We start from the raw sequence: 19,672 nt of genomic DNA, 5'->3' as shown, positions 1-19,672 counted from the left end.
CGTCCTGCGGCCGGGATGAGGTCGGCTACTTCTTACCGCCGCCCTTTTGGCTCTCCCCGGGAATCTCGGGGAAGCAGCGAGTCTGCGACAATGCTTTGGATTCCTTCAGCAGGTCCCGCAGCCGCTTAGATTCGGGGGGGTCGCGGAACTCACCGCCTTTCTCCCCGGGCGTCGAGAACATGTAGGTGAAGGTCAGCGACTGACTGAACTCTTCGTAGGACATCTTCGACGCGATCGTGTCGGCGGCACAGGTGCAGTGGTACAGGTTGTCGTAGTTCTGTCCGCCGTGTTCGAGCATGCATTGCAGTACATACTCGACGCGTGCGAGGGTCGGGAAATCGTTCACCGTTCGATCGGCGCCGACTGCTGCGGGTGCCTGGATCGTCGTCCCGGGTGCGGCTTCGCCGGGAGGGGGCGCTTCCTGTTTGCAGCCGGTGGCTGCCAGGGTCAAAAACAGTAGGGGATAAGCGCATCCGGCGTGCCAGTTTTTCATGGGTCTAGGAAATGTTCCGGGTTAGTGGCGAGCGGTGGTGTCAATACTGTCGGAGCAAAACCTCGTGGCGGCTCGCTCGGACGGGAAGGTGAAGCGGTTTAGTTCTCGACGGCGAAATCGACGATTGCCTTGAGTTGGTCGTTCATCCTGAGCGCGAACTCATTCAGTTCCGGGCTGGCCGAGTCGGTGGGCAACAGGTGGGTCGTCACGAAGACCTTGCCTCCTTGCTGACGCACCGCGACATTACAGGGCATGTAGCGCACGGCTGCGGGTTCGATCTCGAGCATCACTCGGGCATGAGTCAAATTACAGAATTGCACCGTATCATAATCGGGAAACGGGATATGATCGCGTTCCCGGATCACGCTGCCGATCTTGTTGTGGCCCGTAATGCGGAAATTCCGCTCGGTGATCGCCAGTTTCAACTCGGCCATCACGTCGCCGTACGGCTTTGTGGTCGATGCTTCGTAATATCCTGGCGCCGGCTTGGGCGAGGGCGCCGTGCTGCAGCCGCCGAGCAGGGCAGACAAGCCGGCGAGAAGCCAGGGGTCAGGCTTGACCATCGGGGCATCGTCTCCATTTAATTCGCGAATTATAAAGCCGCGTGGCCAATCCGAGCATCTTGTCTCCCGATCGTTCGCAAATCACGGGAATCGTGCTGGCCGGAGGGCGCGCGCGGCGTCTGGGCGGCACGGACAAGGGGCTGATCGACTGTCGCGGCCGACCGCTGGTGGCCTATGCGGTGGCGTTGCTGCAGGCCGTGGCAGGATCGGTGGTAATCAACGCAAATCGCAATGCCGAGCGTTATGCGACCTTCGGATATCCGGTCATCCCCGATGCAACGGATGCCTTCGACGGGCCTCTGGCGGGTCTGCTGGCCGGTTTGGCTTACGCTCGCTCGGGTTATGTCCTGACGCTGCCGGTCGATGCCCCGCTCATGACTGAGGCTGTGCTACGACGGTTACCCGATGCGCTGGCGGCTCAGGAGGCCGACGTCTGCGTGCCTGCCGATGGAGCGCGGCTCCAACCGGTGTTCATGCTGGCGCGTCGCAGTCTGAAGTCAAGCCTGGAAGCTTACCTGGCCGACGGAGGTCGCAAAGTCGACGCCTGGCTGGCGGGACAGCGCCTTGCGATTGCCGATTGCAGTGACGTTCCAGCCGTTTTCGCGAACGTGAACGCGCCTGAAGACCTGGCAAGGGTGGAGCGCCTGATGCTGGAAGGCGACCCGTTTCCACCAGCTTAGGCGGTGTCATTCCCCTTGCTTTCGAAATCTGAGACTTGCACTGCGCGCCCGCTTGCGGTATACGATCGCAATTCCCTCCGTTGCGGCAGACGAAGTCGCCCGATGCCGGCGCGACAGCCGCCAAGCTAGCGACCTACCCACCCACTAGGCGAACGCCGCTCCCTGCTTCATTCTCCCCATGGGTTTAGGGAGGCCAGAGGTGCCGAACGAGGGCGAAAACACGTGCTTCCGACGGTGTTTTAGTGGCTGCCATGCGGCCTGACGGTCTGTCACCTCTCTGATTCCTCTTACTTTGTTCTAACTTTCCTCATTTCATGCAATCGACCGATACCCCATTCTCCTTTTCTGATCTCGATATTGCCGCGCCGATCCTGCAGGCAGTCCACGAAGTAGGTTACGAAACGCCGTCGCCTATCCAGGCAGCGAGCATTCCTTATCTGCTGGCCGGCCACGACCTGCTCGGTCAGGCGCAGACTGGTACGGGCAAGACGGCCGCGTTTGCGCTGCCCATCCTGAACGCGATCGACTTGTCGCGCCGCGAGCCGCAGGCGCTGGTGTTGGCACCGACACGCGAGTTGGCCTTGCAGGTCGCCGAAGCGTTCCAGAGTTATGCCCGCCATCTTCCCGACTTCCATATCCTGCCGATCTACGGCGGCCAGGGCATGGACACGCAGTTGCGCCAGCTCCGGCGCGGCGTACATGTCATCGTCGGCACGCCCGGGCGCGTGATGGACCATCTGCGACGGGAGACCCTGGATCTGTCGGGGTTGCGGACGCTCGTACTCGACGAGGCGGACGAGATGCTGAAGATGGGGTTCATCGATGACGTTGAATGGATCCTCGATCACACCCCGCCCGAGCGACAGATCGCGCTATTCTCGGCGACGATGCCGGAAGCGATCCGCAAAGTCGCAAAACGCCATCTGCGCGAGCCTAAGGAAGCGAAGATCGAGGCCAAGACGGCGACTGTCGAAGCCATCTCGCAGCGCTACTGGCTCGGCTCCAGCGCCCACAAACTCGACGCACTGACACGCATCCTCGAAGTCGAGGACTTCGACGGCATGCTGATCTTCGTGCGGACCAAGCTGGCAACGGAAGAACTGGCCGAGAAGCTCGAAGCCCGCGGTTATTCCGCTGCCGCCCTCAACGGGGACATGAGCCAGGCGCTCCGCGAGAAAGCGGTCGATCGGCTCAAGAAGAAGACGCTGGACATCCTGGTGGCCACCGATGTCGCTGCGCGAGGGCTCGACGTCGACCGCATCAGCCACGTCGTGAATTACGACATCCCCTACGATACCGAGGCCTACGTGCATCGGATCGGCCGGACTGGTCGTGCCGGGCGCAAGGGCGAGGCCATCCTGTTCGTCGCCCCGCGCGAAAAGCGCATGCTGGGTGCGATCGAGCGCGCGACCCGCCAACGCATCAAGGAGATGCGCTTGCCGACGCATCAGGATATTGCCGAACGCCGCGTGGAACAGTTCAAGGAACTGGTCATGAGCACGCTGGAAGAAGAGGAACTGAGTTTCTACCGGCAACTGGTCCAGGAGATCGGTCGGGAGCAGAAGCTCTCGCCGACCGACATCGCCGCCGCGCTGACCTACCTCGCGCAGAAGGACCGACCGCTGGTGCCGGCGGAGGGGCCGGACCTTTCCGAGATGCGCCAGGAGCGCCGTGAATGGCGTGAAGACCGCGGTCGCGCCGACACGGGTCCCAAGAAACGCGGTGCGCGCGAACGCGGTTTCGACGATGGCGGCACACTGTACCGTATCGAGGTGGGTCGCAATGACGGGGTCGCACCCAAGGATATCGTCGGTGCCATCGCCAACGAAGCCGGAATCCCCGGCAAGGCCATCGGCCACATCAAGCTCTACGACGACTTCAGCACCGTCAGCCTGCCGGCCGACATGCCTAAGGAGTCGCTGCGACGCCTCGAAAAGACCTGGATTCTCGGCAAGCAGATCCGCATCCGTCTGTGGCAGGATGGCGCTGCGCCGCGCTCCCTGGACGAACGCCCGATGAAGAGGAAGAGCTACCCGCGGAAGAACGGGTAGCTTCGATTAACGCGTCGGTAGGGGCGCCGAGTCGGGGTCTCAGCCCAGCCTTCGGTTCCCGTTGCCGTCAAATCGGCTCAGCTGTTTGCCGTCGAGGCAGACGGACGCCGGCTGTCCGTTCTCGAAGCACGGCGAACCGTCGACGCGGGCGATGAAGATCGCCCGCGTGTCGCCATGCGCGAGACCGCTAAAGGAGAAATGCACCAGCGTTTCGTGACCGAGGTATTCGGTCTGGACGATCGTCCCAGGAAGACCCGGTGCCTGCGGATCCCGGTTGATGGCCACGTGTTCAGGGCGAATGCCCGCGGTGTGGCAATCCTGGTCGCCGGTCAACGCGGTTAGCCACTCCATGCCTGAGGGGCCGCCGGCCGCAGCGGCACGCTCGGCCGCCTGCAGCAGCGTAACGCTCGGGATCAGGTTCATCGGCGGGGTGCCGATGAAGCCCGCGACGAAAACATTGGCCGGCGTGTCGTAGAGGGCTTGAGGCGAGCCTGACTGTTGCAGATGGCCGCGCGACAGCACGGCGATGCGCTGGCCCATCGTCATCGCTTCTACCTGGTCGTGCGTCACGTAGATCATCGTCGTGCCGGTACGACGCTGCAGGTCGACGATTTCGCCCCGAACCTGGGTGCGCAGTTGCGCATCCAGGTTCGACAATGGCTCGTCGAGCAGAAACACGGTCGGTTCCCGTACCAGCGCCCGGCCCATGGCCACGCGTTGGCGCTGCCCCCCCGAAAGTTGCTTCGGCAGGCGATCGAGCAGGTCGCCCAGTGCCAGCAGTTCGGTTGCCCACGCGACACGGCGGCGGATCTCCGCCTGGGGGAGCTTGCGCATCTGCAGCGGGAAGCCCAGGTTGGCGCGCACGGTCATTGTCGGATACAGCGCGTAATCCTGGAACACCATTGCTACATTGCGGGCCTGCGGGGTCCAGTCGTCGACGATGTCCCGGCCGATGCGCACATGCCCTGATGAGGGTTGTTCCAGTCCGGCGACCAGCCGCAGCAACGTGGACTTGCCGCAGCCGGACGGCCCGACGAAGACGACGAGCTCGCCGTCCCTGATCGCCAGATCGAACTCGACCAGCGCCTGGTAACCATTCGGATAGGTTTTGCCGACTTGCTCGAATGCAACACTGGCCATCGAGCCGGATCAGTTGAAGAAGTTCTCGAAGCCGATCAGGTCGAGGACGGGCTGAATGATCGGGTCCGCCGCGAAGCGCTTCTGGATCGCGTGATCAGCGAGATGGTCGGCGATGGCGATGAGGATCATCGCCTGGTTCAGACACAGATGGACGTAGGCCACTTCGCCGGTGCCGGGAATCACGGCGTCGTAGAAGCCGAAGTCGCCATAGATCGCGTAGCGCTCGGCCAGACGGCGCAGGTTGCGAGTCGCGGCTTCGGGTTCGGTCAGCAGCGCCAGTGCGGCCGCGTGCGGACTCACGGCCCCCTCGGGGTAGCCGTGCGAGCCCAGGACGCGCACCCCGTATTCGCCGTATCCGTTGGAGCCCGGTGTCGAACTCGGGGACATCCCCCAAACCGGGTAACCGAGTTCTTCGAGTGCATACCGGCGCTGGATCTCGGTATGGATCGCGCCATTCCGTCCGAGACTCTCGGCCGCGTGCTGTTTCTCGTCGAGGACCAGGGTAGGCATCAAGGCCTCGAACAGACTGCCGCCCCAGGAGGGCACGTAGCGCAGCCCCTTCCATTCATACACGCCGCCGGTCCAGGTGAAACCGTGGTCGACCTTTTCCTTACGGTCCAGCGGTACTTGGGTCTGCCAGCCGGCGTCGGGAGGAAAGGTGCGCATCATCGCGAACCAGTGCTCCCGCGGTACGGTCCCCCGGCCGATTGCGATCAGGCTGCCGATGCGCGATTCGGCGAACAGCGTGCCGTAGTGATCGGACGAGCGCTGGCTGGTGTCCACCGAATAACCCAGCGTCATCAGTTTGGCCGCTTCGTCGTAGAAGAAACGGTAATCGCCCTGGTCGATGATCCGGTTGCAGCGCTCGGCGAGGCTGGGGAACGTCTGCCGCGTCACCATGAGTCCCGCGGTCAGCCACGAAGAGTCGACGAAGGACAGAAAACTGCTGGTGGGTTGCAGGCGGGTCGTATTGTAGTAGTTGTAGAAAAAGCCATGCGCGGTGTCGAGCTTCGCCAGCGTGTTCAGGGTCGTTTCCAGCCGCTGCACCGCTTGCGCCTCGTCGATCAGCTTCAGTTCGTAGGCGGCGATGACCGCGAGCAGACGGAAGCCGATGTTGGTCGTACTGGTATAGTCGCCGATGCCGGGCTGATCGGCCTGGGTCTTCGCATACTGAACCCGATCGAGGGGCAAACCGTGTTCCCGGTCGGCCAACGCATCGAGTCCCCGCCAGGTGTCACTCGCAACGCGGCGCAGAAACTCGATGTCGTCCGCCGGTAGGTCGGAGGCATCGATGATACTGTGCTCGGGCCAGCCATTGAGGCGCCACTGTAGCGGTGGCTCGGCCGGGGCCGCAGCCGGTGTCGCTTCGCCGCCCCCGGCCAGATTGTCGCCCGGGGCACCAAGCTGCACCAACTGGAGGTCGTCGATCAGATACGCGCCGCGGCGGACCGGTGTCTTGCGTTCATCCAGGCCGAACAACAGGTAAGCCATTGGGCGCCATTCCTTCAAGCCTTTCAGCTTCTTCAGCGGGATTACGATCTGCTGCCAGTCCGCACCGACGTTCGGGATGGCATAGCTGGCCTCTTCCCACGCTCCCGCGGTCTTCGGTGCGGCCCGTCGGAACTTGACCGTCAACCTGGGGCTGAAGCCCTCGCCGTCGTCGCCCTTGATCCAGAAGCTCAGTTGATCGTAGGCTGATAGATCGAGCCCCATCAGATTCTGGCCCAGGCTGTACTCCTGCTCGGGTGTACCGCCCTTCGAGGGTTCCTCCGGCAGGCGGTAGCTCAGGCGCAGCGCCTGTCCTCCGCGGTCCGATGCAGTCAGTTCGTAGCGAAACCCGAATTCCGATTCGGGCGGGTCCCGCTGCCAGTCGACGGCGATTGGCCGCCCGCCGGGTTGCTCGAAATCGGCCAGCACCAACTGCTTGACCGGTGTCTGTTCGGCAGCGGAGACGGAACCGGCGGGCCAATGTGCAGCAGTCAGGCTGAGAAGTATCAGGATGAGCGGACGGACCATGTTATCGGTGGAGCGAGTGGTGTGATCGTTTCGAGGGATGGAGGCTTGCGGAGAAACGGCCGTTTCTCCGCGCCGAGTCGATGCATAACGCAATGATATCAGGCTTCGCAAGCGTGACAGCTGAGCGAGGTCGGCGCTCGGCCCGCCTCCACCCCTGGCCGAAAGTATGGAGACGGTACCGTAGGCGGCTCGCGATCGTCATCGCATTCATGCTGGCTTCCTGCGGGGGCGATGATCGCCAGACCCTCACGCGTCTCAAGGTGTGGGCGATGGGTGCCGAGGCGGAGGCACTGGCCTCGCTGGTGCCCGGATTCGAGCACGGTCATCCGGGCATCCGTGTCGAGATTCATGGGATACCCTGGAGCGTGGCCCACGAGAAGCTCCTGACGGCCCATGTCGGCGACGCCATGCCGGATCTGTTCCAGTTGGGCAACACCTGGATTGCCGAACTGGCCGAGATTGGCGCGCTTGACGATCTATCCGACCGCTTCGCCGGTCAGGGCGATGCGGGCGATTTTTTCCCCGGCGCTCTGGCCGCGAACCGCTACCGCGAGGGCCTGTACGGGCTTCCGTGGTATGTCGACACGCGCCTGTTGTTCTATCGCGCCGATCTCCTCGAAGCCGCCGGCATCCGGCAGGCACCGAGGACCTGGGTCGAATGGTCCTCGGTTATGTCGCGCCTGGCTGCGGCCGCAGAACCGGGTCGCTATGCCCTTGCGATGACCTACGATGAATGGCGATTCCCGGTCATCGTCGCACAGCAGCGCGGTGCGGCACTATTGCGGGAGGAGGGGCGCTTCGGGAACTTCAGGCATCCGCAATTCCGGGCGGCCTTTGCGCTGTTCCTCGATGCGTTCAGGCGCGGCTGGGCGCCGCCGATCGGCGAGGCGCAGCGTGGGAATCCGGCCCTGGAGTTCGTGCAGGGGCGCTTCGTATTCTTCGTTGGTGGGCCCTGGATGATCGGCGAGATCGGTCGTCGCCTGACAGTCGGTTGGGGCGGCCGCTGGGAGACCGCGCCGCTGCCGTCATGGGACGACGACTACCCCGGCGCCTCGCTGGCCGGAGGTTCCAGTCTTGCGCTCGCCGCGCACTCACCGCATCGCGAGGCCGCCCTGGACCTGATGCAGTATCTGACGCAGACCGAGCAACAACTGGCGCTGTATCGGCTGACCGGGGATCTGCCGTCGCGCCGCTCTGCCTGGAGCGATCCGTCGCTGGCCGACGATCGCCACGCCCAGCCCTTTCGGCGACAGCTGGAGCGCACCATGACCGTGCCGCAGGTGCCGGAATGGGAACGGATCGCCGCAAAGATTGGCTATTACGGTGAGTTGGCCGTGCGCGGACAGCTCACCGAGGACGCCGCGCTGCAGCGCCTGGATCGGGATGTCGACGCGATTCTGGAGAAGCGGCGCTGGCTGCTGGAGCGCCGGTGAGGACCCCGCTCTGGCCACCGGTCAATCCGGCGCTCGGCTTCGTGGCACCGGCGCTGTTGCTGATCGCGCTGTTCTTCGTGTTGCCGGTGGCCGCGGGTCTCGTGCTGAGCTTCACCGACTTCGACATCTACGCACTCGGCGACCTGGACCGCCTGCGCTGGATTGGTTTCGACAACTACCGCCGGTTGTGGAACGATCCCCTGGTCGACCGCGCGCTCGGCAACACGCTCTATTTCACGCTGGTCGGCGGGCCGCTGTCGGTGCTGTGTTCACTCGGGGCGGCGCTGCTGTTGACCCGGCCGGGATTGCCGGGCGTAGCCGTGTGGCGCATGGCGCTGTTCCTGCCGGTCGTCACGAGCCTGGTGGCCGTTGCGGTGGTCTGGCGCTATCTATATCACCCACTGTACGGAGCGTTGAATCACCTCATGGCCTGGGCCGGGTTCGAGCCCATTGACTGGCTCGGCGATGCGCGAACGGCGATGCCCGCCATCCTGATATTGGCCGTCTGGAAGAATTTCGGCTTCAACATGGTGATCTTCATCGCTGGCCTGCAGGGCATTCCCGCCCGGCTGTATGAGGCCGCAGCGCTGGACGGTGCCGGACGCTGGGCCCAGTTCCGCCATGTCACCCTGCCCATGCTGGCACCCACAATCGCGTTCGTGGCGATCGTGACCTTGATCGGGCATCTGCAGGTTTTTGCCGAGCCGTACGTAATGACGCAGGGCGGACCCGCCGACGCGACGCTCACCGTCGCCTTGCTGATGTATCGCGAGGGCTTTCGCTGGTGGAACCTGGGCTACGCATCGGCACTCGCCCTGATGCTGTTTGCGCTGATTCTGATCGGTACGGGGCTACAGGCCTGGCTCCGGCGGCGCGGGGCGCCTTCATGAGCGGTGCGCTGGCCCGCTGGGCCACGACCTTCGGGGTTGCGATGCTGGCCGGGCTGACGCTGTTTCCGCTGGCCTGGATGCTGTCCGTGTCGCTGATGTCGCCGCTCGAGGCCGCCGATCTGCCGCCCCATCTGCTCCCGCGAGCGCCGACCCTGATGCATTACCAAACCTTGTGGCAGCGCCTGGACCTCCCGCGTTATCTGGCGAACAGCCTGCTGCTCGCCGCGGCGACGACGTGTCTGTCGCTGCTGTTCAACACATTGGGCGGCTATGCTTTCGCGAAGCTCCGCTTCGCGGGCCGCGAGCGCCTGTTCCGGCTGCTGCTCGCGACGATGGTCATCCCGGCGCAGGTCGGCATGCTGCCGCTGTTCCTGATGCTGAAGCAATTCGGTCTGGTCAACACCTATGCCGGTGTGATCCTGCCGGGCATGGCCAGTGTGTTCGGGATCTTCATGATCCGGCAGTATGCACGCTCGATTCCGGACAGCCTGCTCGATGCCGCACGCATCGACGGGGCCGGCGAGTGGCGCATTTTCCGCTCGGTGGTGCTGCCGCTGTGTCGGCCCATACTGGTGACGCTGGCGCTGTTTTCGTTTCTCGGGTCGTGGAACGACTTCCTGTGGCCGCTGATCGTGCTCAGTGATGGCGATCGCTACACGCTGCCGGTCGCGCTGGCGAACCTGCTCGGGGAGCATGCTCAGGACACCGAACTGATGATGGCCGGCGCCGTCGTGACGACGCTGCCGGCGGTGCTGGTGTTCCTGTCGCTGCAACGCCATTACCTCGCCGGGCTGGCCACCGGCGCGTTGAAGGAATGAGGGGCGTGCTGCTGATTCGGAGCAAGGGCAGGGCACCGGGCGCGCGCTGCCTGTCGCCGGGTGCGACGCCCGGCCGGTGGCTGACGATCACGTTGGTCTTGTTCCTGTCCGCCTGCAGTACGGTCGAGTTTCTGTATAGCCAGGCCGACCGCTTGCTGAGCTATACGGTCAACCGCTACTTTGACCTGACCGAGTCGCAGCAACTCGTCCTCGATGATCGGGTCGCGGTGCTGATGGCCTGGCACCGCAGCGAGGAATTGCCCGACTACGTGCGCTTTCTGATGGATGCCAGGGTCCGGTTGGAACGGGGGTTGCGGAGCGACGACCTCGACTGGTTTGCCGAAGGGGTGTTACTGCGCTACCGGCGCCTGGCCGAGCGAGTCGGTGCCGACGCGGCGGTGCTGATGGCGAGTCTCGACGAGCGTCAACTGGAACACTGCCGCGCGGAGTTCGCCGCGCGAAACGAGGAGTGGGCTGCGGAATGGCATCTGCTCGATGCCCCGGCCGACCGCGCGGCATGGCGCAAGACACGGGTGCTCGATGTGGCCGAGGATTGGGTCGGCACGCTCGCCGAGCATCAGCGCGAGCGTATCGAGCGGGCAGTCGAGATGATCCCTGCCGATGGTGTCCGTCTGCGTTGGGAGGATCGCTTGCGCCGTCAACAGGGCTTTCTGACCCTGCTCGCAGCCCGGCGCGAAGGGGCATTCGCGGAGAGTTTCCGGGACTGGCTGGTGCATTGGGAGTGGGGTCGGTCGCCGGATTACCAGCGTTATCTGGATCGACTGAAACAGGAAGCCAGCGCCATGGTGCTCGATGTGGACCGCTCGTTGACGCCTGCGCAGCGTGCGCACCTTGCCGGGCGTGTGCAGGCTCTGATCGACCCGCTGGCAGCCCTTACGGCCCGATAGCGGGCGGAGACGTCAGGGGTACCCCATTGGTCAGTCCGGAGTCGCGCTCTCGTCCTGTTCCCGCCGCTGGGCCGCCAGCACATTGTTGATCTCATTGAGTTTGTCGAGCGCGACGCTGAGTTGACCGAGATCGGCGACCTCGAGCGTCAGATGCATGGAAACCGAGCGGTCGTTCGGGTTCGTCTGGGTTTCCGAGCGCATCACGTTGATGTGCTCCTGCGCCAGCACCTGGTATACATCCTTCAGCAAGCCCTTGCGGTCGAGGGCCTGGATCTCGACTTCCACCGGGAATACCTCGGGTTCGGCGCCCCAGGCGACGTCGATCAGGCGCTGGCGCTTCCATTGCGGCAGTCGCACGATGTTCGGACAGTCCTGGCGGTGGATCGCGATGCCCCGGGCGACGGTGATGTAGCCGGTGATCGGGTCCCCGGGCGCCGGATTGCAGCACAGCGCGAAATGGGTTACCAGGTTCCGGATGCCTTGTACCGTCACCTCTTCGCTGGTCACCGTCGCCGGCGCGCGGCGCGGCGCCGCCGGAACTGGAAGCGGCTGGATTTCCGGGATGCGGAGCGCCGCCGCGACCTGCGCCGGGTTGATGTCGCCGCGCCCGATCGCGAGCAGGACGTCGTCCGGGCGTGACAGGTGGAAATGGCGCGCCAGATCGCTCATGTCAACGTGCTTCAGGCCGAGCTTGTGCCGCTCACGATCCAGGATGGCGCGGCCCGCACGCAAATGCTTGTCATGGTCCTGTTGCTTGAACCAGGTCCGGATCTTGGAGCGGGCATGAGTCGTCTTGACGTAGCCGAGATGCGGGTCCAGCCAGCCCAGCGTGGGGCCGCCGTGTTTGGCCGTGATGATTTCGACCTTTTCGCCCGATTTCAGGGCGTAAGTCAGCGGCACGATGCGGCCGTCGACCTTGGCGCCGCGGCAACGATGCCCGACTTCGGTGTGGATGGCATACGCAAAATCGAGCGGCGTCGCGCCACGCCGCAAGCGGATGACCTGACCCTTGGGGGTCAGTACGAAGACCTCGTCCTTGAAGGCGTCGGCCCGGAAGTCTTCGAGCAGAGACTGGTCGTCCTCTTCGCTCTCCAGCAGGCGGCGCAAGGAGGTGATGCTGCGCTCGAAGGCAAGATCGGCCTTGCCGCCCTCCTTGTAGCGCCAGTGCGAGGCGACGCCGTACTCCGCGAAATCCTGCATTTGGGGCGTCCGGATCTGGATTTCCACCGGCCGGTCGTCCGGACCGATGACCACCGTATGCAGTGACTGGTAGCCGTTCTCCTTGGGGTTGGCGATGTAGTCGTCGAACTCCTTGGGGATGTGCCGCCAGCGATTGTGCGCGAGGCCGACCACCAGATAGCAGCTGGGCACGTCGTCGACGATCACCCGCACCGCGAGCAGATCGTATAGCTCGTTCAACGGCACCTGCTTGCGTTGCATTTTGCGCCAGATGCTGAAGATGTGTTTCGGTCGCCCGACTACCTTGGCCTTTATGTCGTTGGCTTTCAGTTCCGCCGACAAAAGCTCGATGAAGTGTTTGACGTAGGTTTCCCGTTCGGCCCGGTTGTTCGCCAGCGATTTCGCGAGCGTCCTGTAGTCGTCGGGATGCAGATAGCGGAACGCGAGGTCCTCGAGTTCCCACTTCAATTGTCCTATGCCGAGGCGACTGGCAAGCGGGGCGTAGATGTCCAGCGTCTCGCGGGCAATCACTTCGCGGTTGGCCCATTCCTGATACTTCAGGATCCGGAGCCGGTGGACACGATAGGCCAGTTTGATCAATACGGCCCGCACATCGTTGACGACGGCCAGCAGCATGCGCCGGATCAGCTCCGCCTGTTCCGGCTCCTGCGTCTGGTCGATCGTGTAGTCGCCGAAGGTGTTCAGCCAGTTGACCTTGTCGACCAGATCGGCGACCGCCGCGCCGAAGTCGGAGCGGATCTTTCCGGCCGGGTAGGTGTCGCGGAGGTAAGGATCGCTTAGCATCGCGGCGGCGACCGTCGTGGCATCGGCCCGGAGCATGCGCAGAATGTGAGCGACTTCCAGCCCTCGCGGCCGCACCTGACGGTCCTCGTCCCGAGCCTGCACGGCGAGGGCGAGCGCCTCGTCCAGATGCCGGAAATCGCCTCGGTTCATGCCCGAATGGAACAGTTCGCGCAGTTCGGCCAGCGGCTTCTCGGCGATATCGGATTGGTAAAGCGTGTGCTTCATCGCTTGACGGGCGTTTCGGTTCTCGGCGGAGAGCGCGCTGCATTCCTCGGCTGAGCGCAGCTGCGTGGTGGGAGCTCTCCGCATTTTAGCAAGTGCGGCCCGACTCGGTCGCAGCGCCGACCACGATTGCGAGCGCTGCTTGAGTCACGCAATAATCGAGCCGAGAACCTTATTTGTGGCTTTTGCCGAAGTCCCTCCAAAAAGGGGAATGGGTGCGGATTCCCAGTCACGGCGAAACAGACGGGCAGGCGCGATGACCAGCGAACGAATCACAGAATGGCTGCCAACTTGGCCGAATGGAACGCTGACGGCGGCCCCGACATCAGCGTCGCAGGGTCAACGATCGATCGTCGAGGCGACGGTGCTCGATACCTTCGACCGCCGCCTCTTCCGTCGAGGTCAGGTGTGCGTGCTGCAACGGACCGGGGAGGGTCGCGGGGAACTGCAGTTGTGGGCGGCCGGCGCATCGCGCGCGCGTCGCAGCGCAATCTGGGCGTCGACCGCGATGCCGCGTTTCGCATGGGACCTCGACGACACGGATCTGCGCTCGGAACTGACTGCAGTGATCGACGTGCGGGCACTGTTGCCGCAATGCCGCCTGCAGCGGGCGTTTCTGACAGTCCTGGACTTTCCGGAAGCCGTTCCCGATGCCGTCAGGCTGTTCCGCGTTCGCTCGACATGGATTCCGGAGGCCGGTCGTCCGCACCTGCTGGCGGAGCGTCTTGCCGTGTGTTGGGACGCGTCGAATGACAAGCTCGGCCGGCATTTCGTGAATGAACTCTTGGATAGCGGTCTCATTGCACCGACCACCGAGGACATCTGGCATGCGGCGCTCGCGGCGGCGGGTAAGTTGCCCCCGGCGGAAGCGTCCGGCAGTTTCCCCGGCCTCGCGCCGGAACTGCGGACCGACGTCGCGGCGCGTCGGGTCCTGGCCGCGTTGTTCGACACACTCACGGCGAATGAATCGGGCATTATCGGTGCGGTCGACTCGGAGTTTTTGCACGATTTTCGTGTTGCTGTCCGGCGCAGTCGCGTCGTGCTGGGGCAATTGAAGGGCGTTTTTCCCGAGCGGTCCGTCGCGCGCCATGTCCGCGACCTGGCGTGGCTGGGGGAGATCACCGGCCCGGCCCGCGATCTGGACGTTTATCTGTTGCACTTCGAGGATCTCCAGCAGCAGCTTCCGAGCGAATTGCGCGAAGACCTCGTGCCACTGCGCACCTTGTTGGCGCACGAGGCGGCGGCGGCCCAAGCCGCTCTGGTCAGGTCACTCGGCAGTGCACGGTATCGGCGCTTCAAGGCGGAATGGCCACAGTGGCTGGCGCGCAGTGCCCCGCGGCGGCCGACAGCGCCGAATGCGCTGGCGCCGATCGTTTCAGTCGCCGGACGCCGCATCTGGACCTTGTACCGTCGCGTGGCCAAAGCGGCCGGAACGGTGAACGAGACAACACCCTCGGAGCGCATTCACGAGCTCCGCAAAAGCTGCAAGAAGTTGCGCTACCTGCTGGAGGTGGTGCAACCCTTCCACGCCAAGGACCGTATGCGGCGGCCGATCAAGGCCCTGAAATTGCTTCAGGACCGTCTGGGAGCGTTCCAGGATGCCGAGGTGCAACGCGAGTATTTGCGCGGCTGGTTTGCCCAACTGCGGCAGGACGGCGAGATTTCATCGCCAACCCTGTTGGCGGTCGGTATGCTGTTCGGGCACTTCGAACAGCTGCAGGCCGCGCGGCGTGCGGAGATTCCCGAAGCGCTGAGGCATTTCGCCCGCAAAGAGGAACGGGCCCGATTCAAGACCTTGTTCAAAGAGCAGCCCACCGCCGCGGTGGGGACGACCGGACGCACCCATCACGCGCCGGCCCGGACCGAAAAAGAAGGAGAAAACGAATGAAAGCATCGAACGCCGCGCTCCCGCGCATCGTCATCGTCGGGGGCGGCGCCGGAGGCCTGGAACTGGCGACTTCACTGGGGCGCACGCTGGGCAAGAAAAAGCAGGCGGAGATCATGCTGATCGATTGCGCCCGCACCCATATCTGGAAGCCGCTGCTGCACGAAGTGGCCGCCGGGACGCTGGACGTCAACGACGACGAACTCGATTACCTGGCGCAGGCGCACGCGAACCATTTTCGCTTCAACCTGGGGCGCATGGTCGGTCTGAATCGTGAAACCAAGCGGGTGCAACTCGCGGCCATGATCGATTCCCAGGGTCGGGAAATCATTCCGGCGCGCTCACATCACTACGAATTGCTGGTCATCGCCGTCGGCAGCATCTGCAACGATTTTGGCATACCGGGCGTGGCCGAGCATTGCCTCTTTCTCGACTCGACCGACCAGGCTGAGCAGTTTCAGACTCGTCTGCTTGAAGCCTACACCCGGGCTCATGTGCAAGGGGGTGTCAAGCAGCCCGGCCAACTCGACGTTGCCATCGTTGGCGGCGGAGCGACCGGTATCGAATTGTCGGCGCAGCTGCACCAGGCAACGCGGCTGCTAAGCGCCTACGGCCTGGACAAGGTCGAGCCATCCGACATCCGGATTCACCTGATCGAGGCTTCGCCTCGCCTGTTGCCCGGTCTGCCGGATCGCCTGGCGGCCGCCACCGAGCAACAACTGCGCAAACTGGGTGTCGATCTGCGTCTCGGAGAACAGGTGGTCGAAGTCACGGCCGAAGGCGTCAAAACGGCCTCCGGTCACCTGATCCCGGCCGCGATCAAGGTCTGGGCGGCGGGTATCAAGGCGCCGGATTTCCTGAAGACGATCGGCCTGGAAACGAACCGGATCAACCAGATCGTGGTGAAGCCGACGCTGCAGTCGACCGTTGACGACACGATTTTCGCGCTCGGCGATTGTTGCGCCTGTGCCTGGCCGGGGAAGGATCGGAATGTGCCGCCGCGGGCTCAATCAGCCCATCAACAGGCGAGTTTGCTGGTGAAGAATGTGACCCGCAAGTTTAAGGGCGAGCCACTGCTCGACTATCACTACACCGACTACGGCTCGCTGGTTGCACTGGGCAAATTCAGCACCGTTGGCAACCTGATGGGGAATCTGCTGGGCAGTGTGATGGTCGAGGGGCTGATGGCGCGTCTCGTCTACCTGTCGCTTTACAAGATGCACCAGTTGGCGCTTTTCGGGCCGTTCCGGGTCATGATGCTGATGATCGCGAACTTCTTCAGCAGTCGGTTGCGGCCCAAGATCAAACTGCATTGACCTTGGCCTTTGGTCGCGGTGCGCCGCCGCGGCGATGCGGACCCGATCGAAGTCACCGGTTGGGTCCGTCGTCCACGTCGACCGTTCCGGTGATCTTACGGCGCGTGACCGACCAGCCGAGGCCGATGGCCAGCAATGCCGCGATCAGCACGAGGATCAGGTAGGTCAGGACTTTCGGGTTTTCGACGCTTAGCCAGCCCTGGTCGATCACGGCCCAGGCACCGGTGCCCAGCAGCGCGCAGGCCAGGATCAGGCCCAGCCAGCCCAGCGAGTGCACTGTGGCGCTGATGTAGATGGTCCAGCCGGTCAGCAGCACTACGCCAACAAAGGCCTTGACCGAGTTGAAGGAACTGAAGTCGGTCAGTGCCCAATAGAAGTAGGAGTAAGGGGGCTCGGGGTTGTAGGTCGCGAAGACCAGAACCAACGCGAACAGAAAACGGGGGAAAAAGGCCAAGCCGGCCAGCAGACGAAGCATGTATCGGATTCCTGCGGTCCCTGGTTGAAATGCGCCGCCTCATTGCGGGGGGCAACGGCATTGTAACCCTGGGGGTGCTACGAATGCGAAAGGCTTAGTTGCGTCGACAGATATTTACGTCTTTGTCAATACGTGGTTCCACCCATAGCGCTACCGGAGAAGCTGCGGTACTGTTGCACCCACATCGAGTTCAGGGGAATCACGGACGGGTCCGAGGGGGCAGGGATGCCTCCCCTTCCGTATCGCAGTTCTGCGATGACATAGCTAGGCCCAGCGCCTTCCACTTGACGCGCGGTGCGCGTCACTTTTTTCGCCTGTTCCCGCACCGCTTCGCCATTGCTCGCGCCCCAGCGGTCATTTGGGTTTAGCGAGTTCGAAGATAACCATGACGGCTTCTTCGTCCCCGACATTCTCGGCCGTCATCCATTGGCCGGATTCCCAGAAAACCTCCCCAGGGCCGTAGGTATTGATCTGCCCGCCCTCATCGATTCGGACTTTGCCCTTCACGACATAGCGCGGCCCGGGTCCTTCGTGGGTATGCAGTGGCGTCTTGAATCCCCGCGGGAAACTCACCCGAATGACGCGGGCATTGATCGGGTTGGCCGGCAACTCCGCCGATTTTTCCAAAAGAATTTGTCGCGGCGGCATGGTCATTTCGTCGGCGTTGCTGAGGCCCGTACTCAAGCCGATGGCCGCGATGACGGAGAGAGTGGCTTTGGTCGGCGTTGTGAGCATGTATATCTCCATCAGTGGCAGTGGTGGGAACGGCGTATTACTCCGCCCGACTAGGATGGTCGCGAGGCAAATAAGTTCCGTGGTCGTCCGGCTCAGAGGGCAGAGCGCTCCTCGACTTCGGGTACATGCGCCCGTCGCTGCAGCCACATGACGCCGCAAAGATCGATGATCCCGACCCACAGGCGATGCCACGTGCCGTATTTAGAGACGCCGCGCAGGCGAGGGCGGTGATTCACCTCGACCGAGATCACCTGTCCGCCGGCGCGCTGCACCAGTGCCGGCAGGAAGCGGTGCATGTGATCGAAATACGGGAGCCTGAGAAATATCTCTTTGGGGAAAACCTTCAGACCGCAGCCGGTGTCCGGTGTTCGGTCGCCGAGCAGCCCGCCGCGCACGGCGTTGGCGAGTTTGGACGAGAACCTGCGCCACGGCGTATCCTGGCGCTTGGCGCGATAACCGGCGACCATCGCAAGTCCCGGCGGCGCTTCGCGCGCCGTCAGGCTCGCATACAGCCGCGGTATGTCGGCCGGGTCATTCTGACCATCGCCGTCCAGCGTGGCGACGATCTTCCCGCGGCCCGCGCGTACGCCCGTAGCAAGCGCCGTACTCTGACCACAGCAGCGGCGGTGGTGAAACACGCGCAGCCGGCGAAACTCACGCGACAGGGCGATCAGCCGCTCCAGGGTCCGGTCGGTGCTGCCATCGTCGACGTAGACGACCTCGTAGTCGTAATGCCCTTCCAGTGCTGCGCGGATCTCGCCGATCAGCGGTTCGACGTTGTCTTCCTCGTTGTGCACGGGTACGACGACCGATAGTTCCATGGAGTGATGACCGAAAGCGATTGGAAATGATGAAAGAGATGCGGCGGTGTCAGGCGCCGCGGCGGTAGCGGACCGGGCCGGCGCCGTCGATGATGGTGCCGAGCGCAAGTGCGGTTTCGCCGGATGCGCGCAACTCGGCCAGTGCGGTGCTCTCGTCGTCCGGCCCCACGCACAGAATCATACCGATGCCGCAGTTGAACGTCCGCAGCATTTCGGATTCGTCGATGTTGCCCTGTTCTTGCAGCCATCGGAAGATTTCCGGCTGCTGCCAGGCCCCCAGATCGATTTCGGCGCTCATCGTCACCGGCAAGACCCGCGGCAGGTTTTCGGTGATGCCGCCGCCCGTAACATGGGCAATGGCCCGCACCGGGATCTGTGTCAGCAGGGCTAGCAGCGAGCGCACGTAAATGCGTGTCGGTGCCAGCAGCCAATCGGCGAGCGGCTTCCCGTCGAGTTCGGCGCCCAGCGAGCAGCGCGAGCGCTCGATGACCTTGCGGATCAGCGAGTAGCCGTTGGAATGCGGTCCGGACGAGGCCAGCCCGATCAAACGGTCGCCGACGCGCACGTCCTGCCCCGTTATTAGACGGTCTTTCTCGGCAATGCCCACGGCGAAGCCGGCCAGATCGTAATCGCCTGGCCGGTACATACCGGGCATTTCGGCGGTCTCGCCGCCGACGAGCGCACAACCGGCCAGTTCGCAACCGCGGGCGATGCCGGAGATGACGTCCGCGGCCACGCCCACATCGAGCTTCCCGGTTGCGTAGTAGTCCAGAAAGAACAGAGGTTCCGCACCCTGGACCACGATATCGTTGACGCACATCGCGACCAGATCGATGCCGATCTCGCTGTGCCGGCCCGTATCGATGGCCAGCTTCAGCTTGGTGCCGACGCCGTCGGTCCCGGACACCAGAACCGGTCTTCGATACCGGTCGACGGGGAGTTCGAACAGCGAACCGAAGCCCCCCAGTCCGGCCATGACGCCGGGGATGCGAGTACGTTCGGCAAACGGCTTGATACGTTCGACCAGCGTGCTGCCGGCGTCGATGTCGACGCCGGCAGCCTTGTAGTCGAGGCGGTCGTTTTCATCACTCGTCAAGGGCGTGTTCCTGTCGTCAATCTCGATGGGGGGGCAGTTGCGATGCGCTTGTCCGGTGCCATCCAGCGCCATGCCGGCTAGGGTATTCGAGGCCGGGAGGCGTGATGGGCACCCCGATTCCGCTGCGCGCGACCCCGCGGCCACTGC

General features: G+C 63.8%; 17 protein-coding genes. 8 read left to right on the top strand and 9 right to left on the bottom strand.

Annotation, left to right across the window (positions count from 1 at the left end; translation table 11 throughout):
* Window positions 1-25 precede the first annotated feature (25 nt).
* A complete protein-coding gene (locus ACW73L_RS03955) occupies window positions 26-493 on the bottom strand; it encodes a hypothetical protein (protein WP_498920111.1) in 468 nt (155 codons plus the stop codon).
* 98 nt (window positions 494-591) lie between these two features.
* On the bottom strand, window positions 592-1,056 hold the full coding sequence (locus tag ACW73L_RS03950; protein WP_498920110.1) for a DUF302 domain-containing protein: 465 nt from the start codon (window positions 1,054-1,056) through the stop codon (window positions 592-594).
* 59 nt (window positions 1,057-1,115) lie between these two features.
* On the opposite strand from ACW73L_RS03950, the gene mobA reads away from it, so the two are divergent.
* Both mobA and ACW73L_RS03940 read left to right on the top strand, forming a co-directional pair.
* Entirely contained in the window at window positions 1,116-1,736 is a 621-nt protein-coding gene (gene mobA / locus ACW73L_RS03945) for a molybdenum cofactor guanylyltransferase MobA (RefSeq protein ID WP_498920109.1), read from the top strand.
* A gap of 314 nt (window positions 1,737-2,050) precedes the next feature.
* Window positions 2,051-3,787 carry a DEAD/DEAH box helicase gene (locus tag ACW73L_RS03940; protein ID WP_498920108.1) on the top strand — a complete coding sequence of 579 codons (1,737 nt, stop codon included), beginning with the start codon at window positions 2,051-2,053 and terminating at the stop codon, window positions 3,785-3,787.
* Between the two features lie 39 nt (window positions 3,788-3,826).
* On the opposite strand, the gene ACW73L_RS03935 is transcribed toward ACW73L_RS03940, so the two are convergent.
* Window positions 3,827-4,927 carry an ABC transporter ATP-binding protein gene (locus ACW73L_RS03935; protein ID WP_498920107.1) on the bottom strand — a complete coding sequence of 367 codons (1,101 nt, stop codon included), beginning with the start codon at window positions 4,925-4,927 and terminating at the stop codon, window positions 3,827-3,829.
* A gap of 9 nt (window positions 4,928-4,936) precedes the next feature.
* Window positions 4,937-6,943, bottom strand: coding sequence for a glucoamylase family protein (locus ACW73L_RS03930; RefSeq protein ID WP_498920106.1), 2,007 nt, complete (start codon window positions 6,941-6,943; stop codon window positions 4,937-4,939).
* Window positions 6,944-7,152: 209 nt separating this feature from the next.
* Here ACW73L_RS03930 and ACW73L_RS03925 point away from each other — a divergent pair, with 209 nt between their 5' ends.
* From ACW73L_RS03925 to ACW73L_RS03910, 4 genes are read left to right on the top strand one after another with little or no spacing between them, the layout of a single operon-like run.
* Window positions 7,153-8,376, top strand: a complete 1,224-nt coding sequence (locus ACW73L_RS03925) for an extracellular solute-binding protein (RefSeq protein ID WP_498920105.1) — start codon at window positions 7,153-7,155, stop codon at window positions 8,374-8,376.
* Entirely contained in the window at window positions 8,373-9,266 is an 894-nt protein-coding gene (locus ACW73L_RS03920) for a carbohydrate ABC transporter permease (protein ID WP_498920104.1), read from the top strand. The genes ACW73L_RS03925 and ACW73L_RS03920 overlap by 4 nt, the downstream gene beginning before the upstream one ends.
* Window positions 9,263-10,084, top strand: a complete 822-nt coding sequence (locus ACW73L_RS03915) for a carbohydrate ABC transporter permease (RefSeq protein WP_498920103.1) — start codon at window positions 9,263-9,265, stop codon at window positions 10,082-10,084. The genes ACW73L_RS03920 and ACW73L_RS03915 overlap by 4 nt, the downstream gene beginning before the upstream one ends.
* Window positions 10,085-10,089: 5 nt before the next feature.
* Window positions 10,090-10,992, top strand: a complete 903-nt coding sequence (locus tag ACW73L_RS03910) for a DUF6279 family lipoprotein (protein ID WP_498920102.1) — start codon at window positions 10,090-10,092, stop codon at window positions 10,990-10,992.
* A 30-nt stretch (window positions 10,993-11,022) separates the two neighbouring features.
* Here ACW73L_RS03910 and ACW73L_RS03905 read toward each other — a convergent pair whose 3' ends face one another.
* Window positions 11,023-13,200 (bottom strand): RelA/SpoT family protein, encoded by a 2,178-nt coding sequence (locus ACW73L_RS03905; protein WP_498920101.1) that lies wholly within the window; start codon window positions 13,198-13,200, stop codon window positions 11,023-11,025.
* Window positions 13,201-13,453: 253 nt separating this feature from the next.
* Here ACW73L_RS03905 and ACW73L_RS03900 point away from each other — a divergent pair, with 253 nt between their 5' ends.
* Together ACW73L_RS03900 and ACW73L_RS03895 are read left to right on the top strand one after the other, a co-directional pair.
* Window positions 13,454-15,085, top strand: a complete 1,632-nt coding sequence (locus ACW73L_RS03900; RefSeq protein ID WP_498920100.1) for a CHAD domain-containing protein — start codon at window positions 13,454-13,456, stop codon at window positions 15,083-15,085.
* Window positions 15,082-16,398 carry an NAD(P)/FAD-dependent oxidoreductase gene (locus tag ACW73L_RS03895; protein ID WP_498920099.1) on the top strand — a complete coding sequence of 439 codons (1,317 nt, stop codon included), beginning with the start codon at window positions 15,082-15,084 and terminating at the stop codon, window positions 16,396-16,398. The genes ACW73L_RS03900 and ACW73L_RS03895 overlap by 4 nt, the downstream gene beginning before the upstream one ends.
* Window positions 16,399-16,450: 52 nt before the next feature.
* Here ACW73L_RS03895 and ACW73L_RS03890 read toward each other — a convergent pair whose 3' ends face one another.
* The 4 genes from ACW73L_RS03890 to purM form a co-directional block, all read right to left on the bottom strand.
* On the bottom strand, window positions 16,451-16,873 hold the full coding sequence (locus tag ACW73L_RS03890) for a DUF6524 family protein (protein ID WP_129884429.1): 423 nt from the start codon (window positions 16,871-16,873) through the stop codon (window positions 16,451-16,453).
* Between the two features lie 354 nt (window positions 16,874-17,227).
* On the bottom strand, window positions 17,228-17,608 hold the full coding sequence (locus tag ACW73L_RS03885) for a cupin domain-containing protein (protein WP_498920098.1): 381 nt from the start codon (window positions 17,606-17,608) through the stop codon (window positions 17,228-17,230).
* A 92-nt stretch (window positions 17,609-17,700) separates the two neighbouring features.
* On the bottom strand, window positions 17,701-18,429 hold the full coding sequence (locus tag ACW73L_RS03880) for a glycosyltransferase family 2 protein (RefSeq protein WP_498920097.1): 729 nt from the start codon (window positions 18,427-18,429) through the stop codon (window positions 17,701-17,703).
* 49 nt (window positions 18,430-18,478) lie between these two features.
* Window positions 18,479-19,525 (bottom strand): phosphoribosylformylglycinamidine cyclo-ligase, encoded by a 1,047-nt coding sequence (gene purM, locus ACW73L_RS03875; RefSeq protein WP_498920096.1) that lies wholly within the window; start codon window positions 19,523-19,525, stop codon window positions 18,479-18,481.
* Window positions 19,526-19,672: the final 147 nt, after the last annotated feature.

The organism is Methylolobus aquaticus, assembly GCF_054172105.1.
Note: the sequence above shows the minus strand (reverse complement) of the source record. Positions and strands in the feature narration are given on the sequence as shown.